At 66.2% G+C, this 16072-nt stretch carries 16 protein-coding genes and 1 tRNA gene; 6 read left to right on the forward strand and 11 right to left on the reverse strand.

Annotated features, from left to right (window positions below; all coding sequences use genetic code 11):
- Positions 1-1517 (forward strand): DUF2118 domain-containing protein (locus tag U1E69_RS07110; RefSeq protein ID WP_322243658.1); only part of this gene is annotated, 1517 nt, incomplete at its 5' end.
- A gap of 94 nt (positions 1518-1611) precedes the next feature.
- Here the strand turns inward: U1E69_RS07110 and U1E69_RS07115 are convergent.
- The gene (locus U1E69_RS07115; protein WP_322243659.1) at positions 1612-2094 is read right to left on the reverse strand and encodes a DUF4174 domain-containing protein; all 483 of its coding nucleotides are present in this window, start codon (positions 2092-2094) and stop codon (positions 1612-1614) included.
- 67 nt (positions 2095-2161) lie between these two features.
- Here U1E69_RS07115 and scpA point away from each other — a divergent pair, with 67 nt between their 5' ends.
- Positions 2162-4288 (forward strand): methylmalonyl-CoA mutase, encoded by a 2127-nt coding sequence (gene scpA / locus U1E69_RS07120; protein ID WP_322243660.1) that lies wholly within the window; start codon positions 2162-2164, stop codon positions 4286-4288.
- Between the two features lie 116 nt (positions 4289-4404).
- Here the strand turns inward: scpA and U1E69_RS07125 are convergent, their stop codons facing one another.
- The 8 genes from U1E69_RS07125 to U1E69_RS07160 form a co-directional block, all read right to left on the reverse strand.
- On the reverse strand, positions 4405-5376 hold the full coding sequence (locus U1E69_RS07125) for a class I SAM-dependent methyltransferase (RefSeq protein ID WP_322243661.1): 972 nt from the start codon (positions 5374-5376) through the stop codon (positions 4405-4407).
- A gap of 197 nt (positions 5377-5573) precedes the next feature.
- The gene (locus U1E69_RS07130; RefSeq protein ID WP_322243662.1) at positions 5574-6005 is read right to left on the reverse strand and encodes a hypothetical protein; all 432 of its coding nucleotides are present in this window, start codon (positions 6003-6005) and stop codon (positions 5574-5576) included.
- A gap of 31 nt (positions 6006-6036) precedes the next feature.
- Complete coding sequence (locus U1E69_RS07135; protein WP_322243663.1) at positions 6037-7140, reverse strand: endonuclease/exonuclease/phosphatase family protein; 1104 nt, start codon at positions 7138-7140, stop codon at positions 6037-6039.
- Complete coding sequence (locus U1E69_RS07140) at positions 7137-7850, reverse strand: molecular chaperone DjiA (RefSeq protein ID WP_322243664.1); 714 nt, start codon at positions 7848-7850, stop codon at positions 7137-7139. The genes U1E69_RS07135 and U1E69_RS07140 overlap by 4 nt, the downstream gene beginning before the upstream one ends.
- A 32-nt stretch (positions 7851-7882) precedes the next feature.
- Positions 7883-8368, reverse strand: a complete 486-nt coding sequence (locus U1E69_RS07145) for an N-acetyltransferase family protein (RefSeq protein ID WP_322243665.1) — start codon at positions 8366-8368, stop codon at positions 7883-7885.
- The gene (locus U1E69_RS07150; RefSeq protein ID WP_322243666.1) at positions 8365-8976 is read right to left on the reverse strand and encodes a VOC family protein; all 612 of its coding nucleotides are present in this window, start codon (positions 8974-8976) and stop codon (positions 8365-8367) included. Before U1E69_RS07150 ends, U1E69_RS07145 begins: the two co-directional genes overlap by 4 nt.
- Positions 8976-10544, reverse strand: a complete 1569-nt coding sequence (locus U1E69_RS07155) for a Ppx/GppA family phosphatase (protein ID WP_322243667.1) — start codon at positions 10542-10544, stop codon at positions 8976-8978. The genes U1E69_RS07150 and U1E69_RS07155 overlap by 1 nt, the downstream gene beginning before the upstream one ends.
- 84 nt (positions 10545-10628) lie before the next feature.
- Positions 10629-10844, reverse strand: a complete 216-nt coding sequence (locus U1E69_RS07160) for a DUF6324 family protein (RefSeq protein WP_322243668.1) — start codon at positions 10842-10844, stop codon at positions 10629-10631.
- Between the two features lie 128 nt (positions 10845-10972).
- Between U1E69_RS07160 and U1E69_RS07165 the strand changes: the two genes are divergently transcribed.
- A tRNA-His gene (locus U1E69_RS07165) sits at positions 10973-11049 on the forward strand.
- Positions 11050-11073: 24 nt separating this feature from the next.
- Here U1E69_RS07165 and U1E69_RS07170 read toward each other — a convergent pair.
- Together U1E69_RS07170 and maiA are read right to left on the reverse strand one after the other, a co-directional pair.
- A complete protein-coding gene (locus U1E69_RS07170; RefSeq protein WP_322243669.1) occupies positions 11074-11547 on the reverse strand; it encodes a MarR family winged helix-turn-helix transcriptional regulator in 474 nt (157 codons plus the stop codon).
- A complete protein-coding gene (gene maiA / locus U1E69_RS07175) occupies positions 11544-12170 on the reverse strand; it encodes a maleylacetoacetate isomerase (protein WP_322243670.1) in 627 nt (208 codons plus the stop codon). Before maiA ends, U1E69_RS07170 begins: the two co-directional genes overlap by 4 nt.
- A gap of 98 nt (positions 12171-12268) precedes the next feature.
- Between maiA and hmgA the strand changes: the two genes are divergently transcribed.
- From hmgA to U1E69_RS07190, 3 genes are all read left to right on the forward strand, one after another.
- A complete protein-coding gene (hmgA, locus tag U1E69_RS07180) occupies positions 12269-13621 on the forward strand; it encodes a homogentisate 1,2-dioxygenase (protein WP_322243671.1) in 1353 nt (450 codons plus the stop codon).
- A gap of 71 nt (positions 13622-13692) precedes the next feature.
- Positions 13693-14949, forward strand: coding sequence for a fumarylacetoacetase (fahA, locus tag U1E69_RS07185; protein ID WP_322243672.1), 1257 nt, complete (start codon positions 13693-13695; stop codon positions 14947-14949).
- Positions 14950-15036: 87 nt separating this feature from the next.
- Positions 15037-16056 (forward strand): GlxA family transcriptional regulator, encoded by a 1020-nt coding sequence (locus U1E69_RS07190; protein ID WP_322243673.1) that lies wholly within the window; start codon positions 15037-15039, stop codon positions 16054-16056.
- The last annotated feature ends 16 nt before the right edge of the window (positions 16057-16072 follow it).

A 16072-nucleotide genomic window follows, 5' to 3' on the forward strand; every position in this document is an offset into this window, starting at 1 on the left:
GCGGCGGCAAGGGGATGCGGATCGCCTGGAACGAGGGTGAGGTGGCCGAGGGCTTCCAGTCGTCGAAGAACGAGGCGGCCGCTTCGTTTGGCGATGACCGGATCTTCATCGAAAAGTTCGTGACCCAGCCGCGTCACATCGAAATTCAGGTCCTGGCCGACAAGCACGGCAACTGCGTCTACCTGCATGAACGCGAATGTTCGATCCAGCGCCGGAACCAGAAGGTTATCGAAGAGGCTCCGTCGCCGTTCCTTGATGAAGCCACGCGGAAGGCGATGGGCGAACAGGCCTGCGCTTTGGCAAAGGCCGTGGGCTATACCAGCGCGGGGACGGTCGAGTTCATCGTCGATGGCAACCGCAACTTCTACTTCCTTGAAATGAATACGCGTTTGCAGGTCGAACATCCGGTGACGGAACTGATTACCGGGGTCGATCTGGTGGAACAGATGATCCGGGTGGCCGACGGTCAGCCGCTGCCGTTCAAACAGGAAGACCTCAAGATCCACGGCTGGGCGATGGAAAGCCGCCTGTACGCCGAGGACCCGTACCGGAACTTCCTGCCCTCCATCGGCCGTTTGACCCGCTACCGGCCGCCGGTCGAAGGTCGCACGGAACGGGGCGGGGTCGTGCGCAACGATACCGGCGTCTATGAGGGCGGCGAGATCAGCATGTTCTACGACCCGATGATCGCCAAGCTCTGCACCTGGGGGCCAACCCGTGCGGATGCCATCGAGGAGATGCGGCTGGCGCTGGACACGTTCGAGGTGGAAGGGATCGGGCACAACCTGCCGTTCTGCTCTGCCGTGATGGACCACCCGCGCTTTGCGTCCGGCAACATCACCACCGCCTTCATCGCCGAGGAATATGAGGGCGGGTTCACCGGGGCCACGCTGGACTCCAGCCTCTTGCGGCGCGTGGCGGCGGCAGCGGCGGCGATGAACCGGGTGGCGGAAATCCGGCGGACGCGGATTTCGGGGACGATGGACAACCATACCCGGCGCGTGGGCGACGAGTGGGTCGTCACGCTGCAGGGGGAAAGCTGGCCGGTGACGATCAAGGCCGATCCGGCGGGATCGACCGTGGTCTTCGAGGACGGCACCGATCTGCGGGTGGAAAGTGACTGGACCCCGGGGCAACCGCTTGCCCGGCTCACTGTGGGCGGTGAACCCTTGGTCATCAAGGTCGGCAAGGTCCCGATGGGCTTCCGGATGCGGCTGCGCGGGGCGGACCTGAAGGTGCATGTGCAAAGCCCGCGCCAGAAGGCCTTGGCCGGTCTGATGCTGGAGAAGGCCCCGCCGGATACCTCGAAGTTTCTCCTCTGCCCGATGCCAGGCCTGGTGGTGAAGATCGCTGTCGAAGAGGGCGAAGAGGTGCAGGAAGGCCAGGCTTTGGCCACTGTCGAGGCAATGAAGATGGAGAACATCCTGAAGGCCGAACGCAAGGGCGTGGTCAAGACGATCAAAGCCAGCGCGGGGGCGAGCCTGAAGGTGGACGACGTCATCATGGAGTTTGAATGATGGCACGCTGGTCGGGCCGGGGCCGATTTCTTCAAAAAAATCGTGACGGAGCCTTTGAAGGCTCCGGTTCGGAATTTTTGAAAATTCCGGCTGCTTATCGACCGGCGGGGTTCTTCTCCAGCGCTTCGGAGCGCGCGATGGGCATCTTGTCGATGGAGTTGACGATCTCGCGCCCGTCCCAGGGCAGGGGTTTGCGGATCATCGGCTTCCAGTCCTTGTCCATCAGCACGAGCGAAAAGCCCCGGGGCCGCAGCTTCTGGCGCAGGCTGGACGCGGCCGCGGGATCGGTGTCGGTGATGAGGATCACGTCGCGGGCGTCAAGCTCGGCATAATAGCGCTTCAACAGCTCCATCTGCCGCACGAAGGCGGGGTCATTGGGGCTGTCGGCAAAGACCACGACCGGACGGCGCAGGAAGAGAAAGTCGGCCTCGACCACATCGGCAGCCGGGACTGGCGCGAAGGCGGGGACGACGGTTGAACCAACGGCAGGGGCCTCATCGGCCCCGGCGGGAAAGGCAAGCGCCGGAAGGCAGAGGGCCAGGACGGCGAGGAACGGACGACGGGCGATACGCTGCATGGCCTTCATATAGGGGGCCTTTGGCAAAAGCCCAAGCGCGCGGAAGCGTCGCGGATTGGAGAGGGTGATGACGGACCTGAAGGCATGGGAGGCGCTGGCCTCGAAAGAGTTGAAGGGCAACGGCCCGGATACGCTGAACTGGCAGACGCTGGAGGGGATCACGGTCAAGCCGCTGTATACGGCCACCGACGTGCAGGGCCTGCCGCAGATGGGCGAGTTGCCGGGCGTGGCACCCTTCACGCGGGGGGTGCGGGCGACGATGTATGCCGGGCGGCCCTGGACGATCCGTCAGTATGCGGGCTTTTCAACCGCCGAGGAGTCGAATGCGTTCTACCGCAAGGCGCTTGCGGGCGGGCAGCAGGGGGTGTCGGTCGCCTTCGATCTGGCGACCCACCGGGGGTATGACTCGGATCACCCAAGGGTCGTTGGGGATGTGGGCAAGGCGGGGGTTGCGATTGACAGCGTCGAGGACATGAAGATCCTCTTCGACGGCATCCCCTTGGAAAAGATCAGCGTTTCCATGACGATGAACGGTGCGGTGATCCCGATCTTGGCGAATTTCATTGTCGCGGGCGAGGAGCAGGGGGTGAGCCGGGCGGACCTGTCGGGGACGATCCAGAACGACATCCTGAAGGAGTTCATGGTCCGCAACACCTACATCTATCCGCCCGAGCCTTCGATGCGGATCGTGGCGGACATCATCGAATACACCTCGGCCGAGATGCCGAAGTTCAACTCGATCAGCATCAGCGGCTACCACATGCAGGAGGCGGGTGCGAACCTGGTGCAGGAGCTGGCGTTCACTCTGGCGGATGGGAAGGAATATGTCCGCACCGCCATCGAACGCGGGATGGACGTGGACGATTTCGCCGGGCGGCTTTCTTTCTTCTTCGCCATCGGGATGAATTTCTTCATGGAGGTCGCCAAGCTGCGCGCCGCGCGGATGCTGTGGCACCGGATCATGGACGGGTTCGGGGCGAAGAAGACCTCCAGCCTGATGCTGCGGACGCATTGCCAGACCTCTGGGGTCAGCCTGCAGGAGCAGGACCCCTACAACAACGTGATCCGGACGGCCTATGAGGCGATGTCGGCGGTCTTGGGGGGGACGCAAAGCCTGCACACCAACGCGCTGGATGAGGCGATTGCCTTGCCAACCGACTTCGCGGCGCGGATTGCGCGGAATACCCAGCTGGTCTTGCAGGAGGAGACGGGGATCACCCATGTCGTCGATCCCTTGGCGGGGTCCTACTACGTCGAAAGCCTGACCAACCAGCTGGCCGAAGAGGCCTGGAAGCTGATCGAGGAGGTCGAGGCGATGGGGGGCATGACCAAGGCGGTGGCCAGTGGCATGCCCAAGCTGCGGATCGAGGAAAGCGCGGCGCGGCGGCAGGCGATGATCGACCGGGGCGACGAGGTGATCGTCGGGGTCAACAAGTACCGCAAGGACAAGGAAGACCCGATCGACATCCGCGACATCGACAACGGGGCGGTCCGCGAGGCTCAGGTCGCGCGGCTGGCGTCTGTGCGGGCCACGCGGGATGAGGTGCGGGTTCAGGCGGCGCTGGCAGAGCTGACGCGGCGGGCGGGCGAAGGCGGCAATCTGCTGGAAGCGGCGGTGGAGGCGGCTCGGGCACGGGCCTCGGTCGGGGAGATTTCGGACGCCATGGAAAAGGTATTCGGGCGGCATCGGGCCGAGGTGAAGACCCTCGCGGGGGTTTACGGCGCGGCCTACGAGGGCGACGCGGGCTTCGAGGCGATCCAGCGCGACGTCGAGGCCTTCGCCGAGGCCGAGGGGCGGCGGCCGCGGATGCTGGTCGTGAAGATGGGGCAGGACGGGCATGACCGGGGGGCCAAGGTGATCGCGACGGCGTTCGCTGACATCGGGTTCGACGTGGATGTGGGGCCGCTCTTTCAGACCCCGGAAGAGGCGGCGCAGGATGCCATCGACAACGATGTGCATGTAATCGGCATCTCCAGCCAGGCGGCGGGGCACAAGACGCTGGCTCCGAAGCTGATCGAGGTGCTGAAGGCGCGCGGGGCGGGGGATATTCTGGTGATCTGCGGGGGGGTCATTCCGCAGCAGGATTATGATTTCCTGATGGGGGCCGGGGTGAAGGCGATCTTTGGGCCGGGGACCAACATTCCCGCGGCGGCGAAAGAGATCCTGGACCTGATCCGGGCGACGCGGGTGTAGGCTGCCTACGCAAGGCAGGGCATTATACCATCGCGAAATCAATGACTTGGGCGTGGGCGGTCAGGGCTTGCAACCTGGAACGGGGTGGTCAGACGGGGAGGATCAAACCTTCCCGCTCAGGCAGGGGCGAGCTTGGCGAAGACGCCGATGCAGTCGTACTTGCGCTCTGGTGGCACCCGTGCCGAGCGGGCAAGGAGCACAAGCGAGTTGATCAGGCTGCGGCGCGGGCTGGCGACACCCCGTTCCGCCAGCATGCTGTGGATCTGGTTTTCCCAGGCGCGCCAGCCGGTGCTGAAGTGTCGGGTATAGCCGTGGTGGTTATGGTCGAAGACCGTCAGCCTGGCCGCCTTGCACAGGCCGGTCAGTGACGACCGGGTGAAGAAATGCAGGTGCCGGGGCACATCCAGCATCTCGGAGATCTGCGCCAGGGTCTGGAAATAGACCGAACCGCAGTTCGGCACCTCGCAGTAAAGGACGCCCGACGGCGACAGGAGGTCGCGGATCGACCTCAGGGCCTTCAGCGGGTCGCGGCAGTGTTCAAGGACATGCGTCAGGGTGACAAGGTCGAAGCGCTGGCCTGCAAGGGCGTCGGGCAGGTCCTCGGCGGTGCCGGGCAGCACCTCAAGCCCCTTCGAGGCGGCAACGACGCGCGCCTTGGGGTCCGGCTCGACCGCGACCAGTCGACGCCCGTCCCCCGCCAGCGCGGCCAGGAAGTCGCCATTGCCGCAGCCGATGTCCAGAACTGACTGCGCCCCCGGTGCCCGCCGCAGAGGGCCTTGCGCGTCCATCAAGGTGCCGCTGTCGTTGAGATAGGCGCATTTCAGCAGCACACGGTCCAGCAGACCCGGCCTGACGTCCGGCATGTGCGACACGCCACTGGTGTAGTAGGCCGACAGGTCATAGGCGGCCAGAAGTGCTGCTTCGTCCGGCTGCCGCAGGGTCGTGCCAAGGTCGCAGCTGTCGCACCAGACCAGCGATCCGGTGTCCACCGGCGCACGTTTCTTGGCATCCACCGGCATGGCCAGCCACGGCCGCAGACTGGTTGTCGGCGTGCCGCAAAGCGGGCAGTGATCTGCCTTGGCGGTCATGGCTGAGCCCCCTGGATGCCGGTGCGTGCTGGTCTTCTGTCCCCTTCCCTGTGCACGGCTTTCGGCACAGGCCCTTCCACAGGATCACGTGGGAAGATGCGGTCGCCTTTTCAAGCCATCGGCGCGGCTTCAGATGAACCGGTCAGACCGCACGCGGCGCAGGACCGGCGACCAGGGTCAGCGGCTGGCGCTGGGCCTTAAAGCTCGATTTCGCCGTTCGGGCCGGGCGCGGGATCAGCCTGCGGGTCCGGTTGGGCCTTTGGTGGGGCCTCGGGTGCGGGCTCGGGCGAGATGCCGGGGGCCAGGGGCGCGTTCCGGCGGATCAGGATGTCGCCGTTCGGCAGAACCACAGGCATGTCATAGTTGGTGAAATCATCGACCAGCGCAAAAAGTTCGGTGATCTTCGGGCCGATCTCTTCGCCCAGGCCTTCAAGCACCGGGGCCATCTGTTCCAGCGCCTGGCTCATCTCTGCGATGGCGGGCTCGGCCTCGGTCATGAAGCCGCGGAAAAGAAGCTTGGCACCTTCCTCCATCAGGCTGAAGCCGTCTTCCTCGGCCTCGGGGGTGGGGGGGGCCTCCTGCGCAAAAGCGGGAGTGGTGGCAAGGATCAGGGCGAGTGCAAGTTTCATGAGGCGCATATGGGAAGCGCCCGGGGCGTTGTCAAACCCCCGGGGGAAGGCTGCCCAGGGGGAGGTCAATCGTCACGGGAAAATGGTCCGAGGCCTGCAACAGCGCCTCGCGCAGTTCGGGGATCTGCAGGATGCGCGGATCGTTGAACGGATGCCAGATCCGCCACTCGGGCTGGCGGGCGGCCAGGTCGGGCGAAACCATGACGAAATCCAGAAGCGCCTCGAAAAACCGCTTCTGCGGCGCAAGGTAGAAGCGCGCGGTGGTGGGGGTCACGCCGACGCGGCTTTGCAGCGCCATCGCGGCATGGGGGTCGGTCAGGCGCAGCGTGGGGTCGGGGGTGGTGCCAAGGACGATCTCGACCCCGGAATGGCCAAAGAGCTTTTCGAATTCGTCGATGCCGGGGCCGTCGTTGAAATCGCCCAGCACGACCAGGCTTTCCTGCGCGGCAAGGTGGCCTTCGACGCGCTGGCGTAACCAGAGGCACTGGGCCAGCTGCTTGCGCCGGTTCTCGATGGACAGGCGGATCTGCGCTTCGCGGCCGATGGCACCGTAGGGGTTCTTCGACTTGGCGTGGACGCCGATGAGCCGCAACTTCGCGCCGCTGGCGGTGGTGATGGCCAGCTCCAGCGGCGGTTTGGAAAAGCGGATCGTCTCGCTGATGCTGTCGGCGTCCAGGTCGTAGCGGAAGGTGGTGTCGAAGCGCGGGGCCTCGTGCGAGCCGTGGCTGGTCGACGGCGCGCCTTGCGGGTCATGGTGGGCGGACAGGCGGTCGGGGTCGTAGAGAAAGGCGATTTCCTGTTCGGTTTCAGACGGAAAGCCGATCAGCGCCTTGCGCGCCCTCAGCCCGTAGGCCTGGGCAAAATTCTCCAGCGCGCGGGTGGTCGAGCGTCTGCCGTTGGTGTCGGGCGCTTCGATGATGACGATGCCGTCGGCGTCCAGCGCAGCAAAGACGATGCCCAGGGCACCAAGCTGTTCCGCGCGGCTGAGCTTGTAGCGGCTGGAGGGACCTCCGTCTTCCATCAGCCGTCCGCGATCATCAAAAAGCGCGTTGAACCATTCGACATTGTAGGTGGCAAGCCGCAGGGGCTGACCCGCCAGATCGCCCGCCAGATCGCCCGCCAGTTCGCCCGTCATGCGGCCTCCTTCGCCGCAATCTCGCGCCAGGCTTCGTTGATCAGCTGCAACCGGCGCTCGGCCAGCTTCATCGCCTCGGGCGGGACACCGCGGGATTGCAGGACGTCGGGGTGGGTGTCGCGGACAAGGTCCTTCCAGGCCTTGCGGGCGACATCCTTCGACGCGTCGCGCGGCAGGCCGAGGACGTCATAGGGGTCACGGGGTGCCCCTTCGACCAGGCGCGAGCGGACGATGTTGAAGCACCGGTCATCCAGGCCGAATTCGTCGGCGACATGGGCCAGGAAGGCGTCCTCGCCCGGATGGTAGGTACCGTCGGCGATGGCGATCTGGAAGAGGGCCTCCAGGATGTCGACAAGGACGTGGTGGTCGTCGGCGCAGATCCGGTGGCCGTCGGGGTTGAAGAGGCGGGCGATCTTGCGGGCATAGGCGTCAAAGCCCGCGATATCCTGGCGGGCAAGGTCATAGACCCGGGCGGCGTGCTGTTCCTCGCCCTCGGGGAAGGTGAAGATACGGCGAAAGGCGGTGACCTCGTCGCGGGTCACGGTGCCGTCGGCCTTGGCCATCTTGGCGCCAAGGGCAAGGACGGCGATGGTGAAGCCGATGGAGTTTTCGGGGCTGGGGTCGTTGCGCAGCTTGTCGAAGACGACAGACAGGGGCTCGCCCTTGGCAAGGGCGGCGAGGGCCTCGGTGATGCGGGTCCAGATCGACATGCCTGCGACATTATCGCGCCCCGCGGCGGATGTCAGAGGAATTTCTGCATCAGCACAAGGTCCATGAAGCGGCCGAACTTGTGGCCCGCTTCGGGGATGGTGGCGATGGGGCGGTAACCAAGGCGGGTGTGGAAGGCCTGGCCGTCCGGGTTCTCGCCCGAGACGGCGGCGATCATCTGGTGGGCACCCTGGGTGCGGGCGTGGTCCTCGATGGCCGCCATCAGCGCGCGGCCGATGCCACGGCCATTGGCGTGGGGGGCAAGAGAGATCGAATGTTCCATGCAGGTGCGGTAGCCTTCGCCGCCGCGGAACTGGCCGTAGCTGGCCTGGCCGACAAGCGCACCGTCCTGGACGGCGACCAGGAAGGCGTGACCGGCGGCGGCCTTGGCCGCGATCATCACCCGGATGTCTGTTTCGGTCTTCGGGGTGGGGTTGAAGGTGACGGCGGTCGTCTCGATCCAGTGGTTCAGCAGCGCGGCAAGGGCCTTGGCGTCGCCAGGTTCGGCGGGACGGATCATGTCAGGACGCGGGTGCCCTGCGGCGTGTCGAACGTCGCGCGGAGCGAGCGGTAGGGACCAAGCCGGATCTGGACGCGGGGGTCGGCCAGACCGGAAAGGGCGGCTTGCAGGCCGGGGGCGTCGGGGTGGGTGATCTCTAGCCGCGCAAGGCGGATGCCGTGATCCCGCAGGGTCCGGGCAGGGTGCAACTCGCCCTGCCATTGGATCAGCGCGGGGAAGCAGTCGTCAAAGGGCAGGCGGCCCGTCGCAGGCACGGCAAAGCGCCAGCGGTAATCCCCGCGGGCAAGGTCGGTGGCGGTGCCGGTGCCTTCGGGCGCGCCGGCCAGCGCGGCGTCAAGGTCGTCGGTGCGGCAGATCCAGTTGGTCAGCCGCGGCGCGCCCTGGAAATGGTCCAGGTCGAACCAGCGGGGATGAGCGGGGCGGGCAGCAGAGGGGTCGGTGGCGATGACCTCAAGGTAAAGGTCGCCAAGGCCCAGAAGGCGGTTGTGCGTGCCCATGTGCGGATGCGTGCCACCCCCGGCAAGCGGCACGCCAAGCGCCTTTTCGACCCAATCCGCGCCATCTTCCAGCGTCGCTGCCGATACCGCCAGGTGATCCAGGCGCAGCATCATTCGGACTCTTTCAGGACGACCTTGGTCTGCGCCTTCAGGGCCAAAGCCAATGCGGCGAAGCGCGCCTGTGCCACCTCGCCAAAGAGGCCAAGGCCGTCCTCGGTCAGTGCCAGGGTCAGCTGGCGCTTCTTCAGGTTCCAGCGCAGTTCCCCCGCCTGCGAAGGATCGCCGATCGAGAACATGGCCCCGAAGCGCATCGCCTTGCCCAGGGCCTCGGCCTCCTGAATGTCGGTTTCGGTCAGCAGACGGAACAAGGGCTCCATCCGGCTGCCGGCGCGGCTGTTCTTGTAACGGTGGAGGAGGGCGAGGCCCAGGAACACGCGACCGGGATGGTCAAGGCCGCCCAGGTTGGCGCGGGTGGCGTTGTCAAAGCAGGCTTCGGCCCGATAGTCCGGGTGGGCGCGCCAGGTGGTGTCGTGCAGCAGGCAGGCGGCCTTGACCAGGCGCAGGCGCTCGGCTGTGGTCCCTTTGAACAGGGGTTCCAGGAAGGCGAAAAGCTTCTTGCCGAAGCCGGGGATGCGGGCCTGGGTCAGTTCGGTCATCCGCGCGGCCTCGATCAAGGGGTCGCGGGCGCGCAGCCGTTCGGGCATCTGTTCGAACAGAAGTCCTTCGCGGATGCCATAGGCCGAGACGTCGATCTCGGAGGGTTTCAGGACGCGGATCATCTCGCGCAGGACTTCGCAAGCCAGCGGCACCAGTTCCATCCGCTCGGCGCTGGTGCCGGTGCGGCCGCGAAGCGCCGGAAGGTCGGTGGTCTGCAGCCAGTCCAGCGTGGCAGTGAGGCCATCGGGCGTCATGCGGTATTCATGCAGGACAGTCAGCGGATAGCTGCGGCGTTCCATGTCCAGCCGCGCAATGACCCGCCAGCTGCCGCCTACCAGATAAAGCCGGTCCCCCTCGGGGCGGATGTCGCGGGCGGCGGCTTCCAGGATGGCGTCGATATGCGCCTTGCGCTTCTTCGGGTCGGCCGAGATCTGCTGCAGACGGAACGGGCCAAGCGGAGTGGAGACGCGCTTGCCGACGCGACCATTGCCGATCCGCGCCAGTTCCATCGAGTTGCCGCCGATGTCGCAGACGATGCCCTTGGCCTCGGGCCAGCCCAGAAGAACGCCCTGAGCCGAAAGCCGCGCCTCTTCGTCGCCGTCGATGACGTGCAGCCGCAGGCCGGTCTCGCGCAGGACACGGGCCTGGAATTCCGGGCCATCCTCGGCCTCACGCGTGGCGGCGGTGGCGACGACGGTGAAGGGAGAGATGTCCATGCCCTTGGCCAGCAAGGAAAAGCGCTTCAGCGCGGCCACGGCGCGTTCCTTGCCTTCGGGGTTCAGCCGCCCGGTCTGCGCCAGACCCTTGCCCAAGCCGCACATGATCTTTTCGTTGTAGAAATAGGCCGGACTGCGCGCGGCGCCATCGAAGACCACCATCCGGACCGAGTTCGAGCCGACATCGACCACGCCCACCCGCGACAGGGCACGGGCCGAGGGATCGTCGAACAGGGGTTTGCCGAACGGCCCCCAGTCGCCCGCGTCGTCGTCATCGGGAAGCGCGGCATTTCCGTCTGCGGCCATAAGAAGAATCCCCCGGGGTCTTGCGGCGGCATCGTGCAAGCCTGCGCAGGCTGGGTCAACCGCCGGGCTGTCTGTCGGTTCCGTCTAGCGCTTGGTCTTGGGTGCGGGCTTTGCGCCGATGGCACGCGCGGCCTCGGCAGCGGCGCGCAATTCTTCCGCGATTTCCTCGGCTTCTTCGGGGTCGAAGTCGAGCGGCAGTTCGATCCCGCCTTCGGCCTCGACATAGATGCGGACCATGCCGGCGTCGGTCGGCCCGATCTGCAGGTTGGCTGCGATCTCGCTGGAGTTGTTGATGCCCATGATCCCGTGCTCCCACCTTTGCGGCGGGGGTAGCGGGCGAGGCGGCGCCGTGCAAGGAAAAACCGTCCCGAGGCGTGGGCAAAGGTGCTTGCAATTCGGGGGGAGGGGGGCTAAATCGCCCCGCGAGTGCAGCTTTAGCTCAGTTGGTTAGAGCACCAGATTGTGGATCTGGGGGTCCCCCGTTCGAGCCGGGGAAGCTGTACCATTCTTCCCCCTTCAGCTCGACGCATCAGTCGGTCCCGGCATCCGGCGGTTGCAGGGCGATGATGCGGCGCAGAAGGTTGTCCAGCTGGTCTGCGGTCTTGGGTCCCAGCTGCGCGCGCAGCGCCTGGTCATAGCCGATGGCCTGCTGGCCAAGGTCGGCAAAGACCGCACGGCCCCTGTCGGTCAGCGTCAGGATTTCCGCCCGCCGATCCTGCGGGCTTGGGCTGCGGATCAGCCAGCCCTGGTCTTCCAGGGCAGCGACGGCTCGGCTGACCTTGGTCTTCTCGACATGGGTGCGGGCGCAGATGTCGCGGGCGGTCAGGGCACCGAACTTGCCCAGATGCGCCAGCACCCGCCACTGGGTCCGCGTCATGCCGTAGCTGGCCTTGTAGCTGGCCTGAAAGCCCTTCGACGCCGCCTCGGCCGCCTGATTCAGAAGATAGGGCAGAAAGTCCTGCAGATCGAAACCCTGGCCCGTTCCGGGTGCCGGTGCGGTCATTGTTTCACCCGGTCGGGATGGGCGGCGGCGACGGGGGGCAGGGCCTCCAGCCGTGCCGAGATTGCGGTGAGGCGGGGGAAGGGGGTCAGGTCCACGCCCCAGCGGCGCGCGTTGTAGACCTGCGGGACAAGGCACAGGTCGGCAAGGCCGGGTCGGTCGCCGTGACAGAAGGGGGTGTCGCTGGTCAGCATCGGCTCCAGCCCCTGAAAGCCAAGCGCGATGAAATGGGACATCCAGCCTTGCATCGTCGCATCAGGTGCAAGCGAGACGGCATGGTGCGCGACGCGAAGGTTGCAGATGGGCTGGATGTCCATCGCGATGGCCTGGGCCAGGGCGCGGGCGCGGTCGGCGGGGGTGTCGGGCAGAAAGCCCGCGGCCCGAGTCTCGTCCAGGTATTCCAGGATGGCGAGGGACTGGGTGAGGCGCAGGCCGTCGATCTGCAGGACCGGGACCAGGCCCTGCGGGTTCAGCGCCAGGTGTCCGGGGTCGCGCTGCGCACTGGCCGACAGGTCGACGGGGATCGCGCGGTAGGCAATGCCAAGCAGGTTCAGGGCGATCCTGACCCGGTAGGCCGAGGACGAGCGCCAGTAGTCCTGCAGGATCACGTCGGAGGTCAAGGTCATGATGGGTGGTCCCGAGGACATGGATCGTGGGCAGGATAGGCTTGACTTGGTTGCAAGTGCAACCAATAATACAGGCGTCAGCAGGGAAGGAATGGCCGATGAGCGATGCAGTGCCGCAGGGCATGACCCGCGCTGGGGGCGGCATTGGACCCGGTCCGGGCTACATGTCTGGTTTTGGCAACGACTTCGAAACCGAGGCCCTGCCGGGCGCGCTGCCGCAGGGGCAGAACAGCCCGCAGAAATGCGCCTACGGGCTTTATGCCGAACAGCTGTCGGGCTCGGCCTTCACCAAGCCGCACCCCGAGCGGACCTGGTGCTACCGCATCCGACCCTCGGTGAAGCACGCGACGCGGTTTGCGAAGATCGACGTGCCGTTCTGGAAGACTGCGCCACATGTGCTGCCGGAGGTGATTTCGCTGGGTCAATACCGTTGGGACCCGGTGCCGCATGGCAATGAGCATCTGACCTGGGTCACGGGGATGCGGACGGTGACGACGGCGGGGGATGTGAACACGCAGACCGGGATGGCGGCGCATGTCTACACGGTGACGGCGTCGATGGTGGACGAATATTTCTACTCCGCCGACGGGGAATTGCTGGTCGTGCCGCAGGAGGGCCGCTTGCGCTTTTGCACCGAGCTGGGGGTGATCGACCTGGAACCGAAGGAGATCGCGGTCTTGCCGCGCGGGCTGGTCTACCGGGTCGAGGTGCTGGACGGCCCGGCGCGGGGCTTTGTCTGCGAGAATTACGGAGTGCCCTTCACCCTCCCGCACCGGGGGCCGATCGGGGCGAACTGCCTGGCGAACCCGCGCGACTTCAAGACCCCGGTGGCGGCCTTCGAGGACCGGGAGGTGCCGAGCCGTGTGGTGCTGAAGTGGTGCGGGCAGTTTCATGAAACGTGGATCGGGCAGTCTTTGCTGGATGTGGTGGCGTGGCACGGCAACTACGCGCCTTACAAGTATGACCTGCGGACCTATTCCCCCGTGGGCGCGATCCTGTTCGACCATCCGGACCCGTCGATCTTCACCGTCCTGACGGCCCCCAGCGGGTTGGAGGGGACGGCGAACATCGACTTCGTCCTCTTCCGCGAACGCTGGCTGGTGGCCGAGAATTCCTTCCGCCCGCCGTGGTACCACAAGAATGTCATGTCGGAACTGATGGGCAACATCTATGGCATCTATGACGCCAAGCCCAAGGGCTTCGTCCCCGGCGGGATGAGCTTGCACAACTGCATGCTGCCGCACGGGCCGGACCGGAATGCCTTCGAAGGCGCGTCCAATGCAGCCTTGAAGCCCGAGAAGCTGGAGGAGACGATGAGCTTCATGTTCGAGACGCGGTTTCCGCAGCATCTGACGGAATGGGCGGCGAAGGCGGCCCCCTTGCAGGACGACTACATCGACTGCTGGGCAAGCCTGGACAAGAAGTTCGACGGGACGCCGGGCGTCAAGTGATTGGCGGCGGACCGGGGGTTTCACACCCCCGGACCCCCGTGGGATATTTCCTCCAGTATGAAAGCAGGTCTATGCCGCTTCTTCGCTCATGGGTCGACAGCGCCAATGCGCCGGATCATCCGTTTCCGCTGAACAACCTGCCCTGCGGGGTGTTTTCCCGGCCAGGGGATGAGCCGCGCTGCGGGGTCGCCATCGGGGATTTCGTCCTGGATGTGGCGGTGCTGGAGGACTCCGGGGTGCTGAATCTGGCCGACGCGCCCTTGCTGGATGTGCCGTTCTGGAACGAGGTGATGGAGGCGGGGCCGCAGGTCTGGGCGGCGTTGCGGTCCCGGCTGATGGAGCTTTTGGGCGAAGGTTCTGTCGGGCGGGCGACCGTCGAGCCGCATCTGGTGCCCTTGGCCGAGGTGGCACTGCACATGCCCTTCCTGGTCAGCGAATACACCGATTTCTATGCGGGCCGTCACCACGCGACCAACGTCGGCACCATGTTCCGGGGGGCCGACAATGCCCTGCCGCCGAACTGGCTGCACATTCCCATCGGCTATAACGGGCGGGCGTCGTCGGTCGTCGTCTCGGGGACTCCGGTCCGGCGGCCCTGGGGGCAGGTGAAGGGGCCGGAACAGGCCGTCCCCGCCTTCCAGCCCTCACGCCGGTTCGATATCGAGCTGGAATTGGGCGCGGTGGTGGGCACGCCTTCGGACGGGCCGGTGACGGTGGCCGAGGCGGATGCGATGATCTTCGGCTACGTCCTTCTGAACGACTGGTCGGCGCGCGACATCCAGGCCTGGGAGTATCAGCCCCTGGGACCCTTCCAGGCCAAGGCGACGGCGACGACGATCAGCCCCTGGATCGTGACGCGCGCGGCGCTAGAGCCGTTCCGCTGTTCGACACCCCCCCGCGAGGTCCCGCTTTTGCCGCATCTGCAGGAACCGGGACCGATGCTGTATGACATCGCGCTGGAGGTGGGCCTGACGCCCGAGGGTGGCCGCGAGACGGTGATCGCGCGGACCAATTACCGCGAGATGTATTATTCGGCCGCGCAGCAGCTGGCGCATCACACGACCAGTGGCTGTCCGATGAATACGGGGGACCTGCTGGGCTCTGGCACCATTTCCGGCGCCACGAAAGAGGCGCGCGGCAGCCTGCTGGAGCTGAGCTGGGGCGGCAAGGAGCCGATTGCCGTCGATGGCGGAAGCCGAAGTTTCATCGAGGACGGCGATACGCTGGAGCTGCGCGGCACGTGTCAGGGCGACGGTTATGTCATCGGTTTCGGGGCCTGCAGCGGCCGGGTTCTGCCTGCCTTGCCGGACCCCTATCGCCGACCATAGGACCACCTGCTGCCGCCGGTTGACAGAATCTGCCCGCAGGATCAGAAGAGCCGGGCCTTTCGCGTGCTGACCGGGGAAATCGCCGCCATGACCCGTCCCGCCGAGGACACAAGCTTTCAGCACGCCACGGCGGTGATCCCGCGCGGCGTGGCGCATTTCCACCTGTCGGGGCCGGTCGCCACCCGCGACTTTGCCTTCCTGGCCCTGCCGCGCTTTACGCTGCTGGCCTTCTCGTCTGCGATCGAGCCGTTGCGGATCGCCAACCAGCTGACCCAGCAGCCGCTGTACCGCTGGCGGCTGGTCAGCATGGACGGGGCGCCGGTGGAAAGCTCGGCCGGGGTGCGGATCGAGGTCGACCAGGGCTTGCAGCCCTTGGGCCGCGAGACGACGGCCATCGTCTGTTCGGGCACCGATGCCAGCCAGGCGGCGGATCGCAAGGTTCTGGGCTGGCTGCGGGATCATGCCCGCAAGGGCGGCGGTCTGGGGGCGATCTGCACCGGAGCCTACACGCTGGCGCGCGCGGGCCTTCTGGGCGACGACAGCCCCGCGGTGCACTGGGAGAACCGCCCCGCCTTCCGCGAGCTGTTCGATGTCGAGCCTTTGCAGCAGATCTATGTCATCGGCCGCAAGCATTTTTCGTGCGCGGGCGGTGAGGCCGGGGTCGACCTGATGCTGGCGCTGATTGCCCAGGATCACGGGCAGAAACTGGCGGATGCGGTCGCCGAGATGTGCCTGCACAGCCGCAGGCGCGAGGCGAATGCCACCCAGAAGGCCGCCTTTCCCGCGCCGATGGCAGCGCGGCACCCGGCGGTGGCGCGGGTGATCGCCGCGATGAAGGCCAATATCGCCACGCCCCTGGACCGCGACCAGCTGGCGGGGGTCTTTGGCCGCTCGCCCCGCCACCTGGAGCGGATTTTCCAGTCGGTCCTGCAGGAAACCCCCAAGGGTCACTACCTGGGCCTGCGGCTGGAGGAGGCGCGGAACCTGCTGGCCGACACCACCCTGTCGATCCTGGAGGTGGCCATCGCCACTGGCTTCAACTCGCGGTCCAGCTTTTCAAAGGCCTACCGCAAGCGCTTCGGCACCAGCCCGGCCCGCTATCGCTAGGCCCGCCCTGCGCCTT

The organism is Tabrizicola sp. (assembly GCF_034366665.1).
Lineage (GTDB): Bacteria > Pseudomonadota > Alphaproteobacteria > Rhodobacterales > Rhodobacteraceae > Tabrizicola.

Bases quoted from the DNA above. Each gene is read 5' to 3' on its own strand.
- U1E69_RS07140 (WP_322243664.1), bottom strand. From the start codon at position 7,850: ATGTCGATCTGGACCCGCATCACCGAGGCCCTCGCCGCCCTTGCCAAG.
- U1E69_RS07170 (WP_322243669.1), bottom strand. From the start codon at position 11,547: ATGACCGCACCGGCACCCGGAACGGGCCAGGGTTTCGATCTGCAGGAC.
- hmgA (WP_322243671.1), top strand. From the start codon at position 12,269: ATGAGCGATGCAGTGCCGCAGGGCATGACCCGCGCTGGGGGCGGCATT.
- U1E69_RS07190 (WP_322243673.1), top strand. From the start codon at position 15,037: ATGACCCGTCCCGCCGAGGACACAAGCTTTCAGCACGCCACGGCGGTG.
- U1E69_RS07135 (WP_322243663.1), bottom strand. From the start codon at position 7,140: ATGACGGGCGAACTGGCGGGCGATCTGGCGGGCGATCTGGCGGGTCAG.
- U1E69_RS07130 (WP_322243662.1), bottom strand. From the start codon at position 6,005: ATGAAACTTGCACTCGCCCTGATCCTTGCCACCACTCCCGCTTTTGCG.
- U1E69_RS07145 (WP_322243665.1), bottom strand. From the start codon at position 8,368: ATGATCCGTCCCGCCGAACCTGGCGACGCCAAGGCCCTTGCCGCGCTG.
- fahA (WP_322243672.1), top strand. From the start codon at position 13,693: ATGCCGCTTCTTCGCTCATGGGTCGACAGCGCCAATGCGCCGGATCAT.
- U1E69_RS07115 (WP_322243659.1), bottom strand. From the start codon at position 2,094: ATGCAGCGTATCGCCCGTCGTCCGTTCCTCGCCGTCCTGGCCCTCTGC.
- U1E69_RS07155 (WP_322243667.1), bottom strand. From the start codon at position 10,544: ATGGCCGCAGACGGAAATGCCGCGCTTCCCGATGACGACGACGCGGGC.
- scpA (WP_322243660.1), top strand. From the start codon at position 2,162: ATGACGGACCTGAAGGCATGGGAGGCGCTGGCCTCGAAAGAGTTGAAG.
- maiA (WP_322243670.1), bottom strand. From the start codon at position 12,170: ATGACCTTGACCTCCGACGTGATCCTGCAGGACTACTGGCGCTCGTCC.
- U1E69_RS07160 (WP_322243668.1), bottom strand. From the start codon at position 10,844: ATGGGCATCAACAACTCCAGCGAGATCGCAGCCAACCTGCAGATCGGG.
- U1E69_RS07125 (WP_322243661.1), bottom strand. From the start codon at position 5,376: ATGACCGCCAAGGCAGATCACTGCCCGCTTTGCGGCACGCCGACAACC.
- U1E69_RS07150 (WP_322243666.1), bottom strand. From the start codon at position 8,976: ATGCTGCGCCTGGATCACCTGGCGGTATCGGCAGCGACGCTGGAAGAT.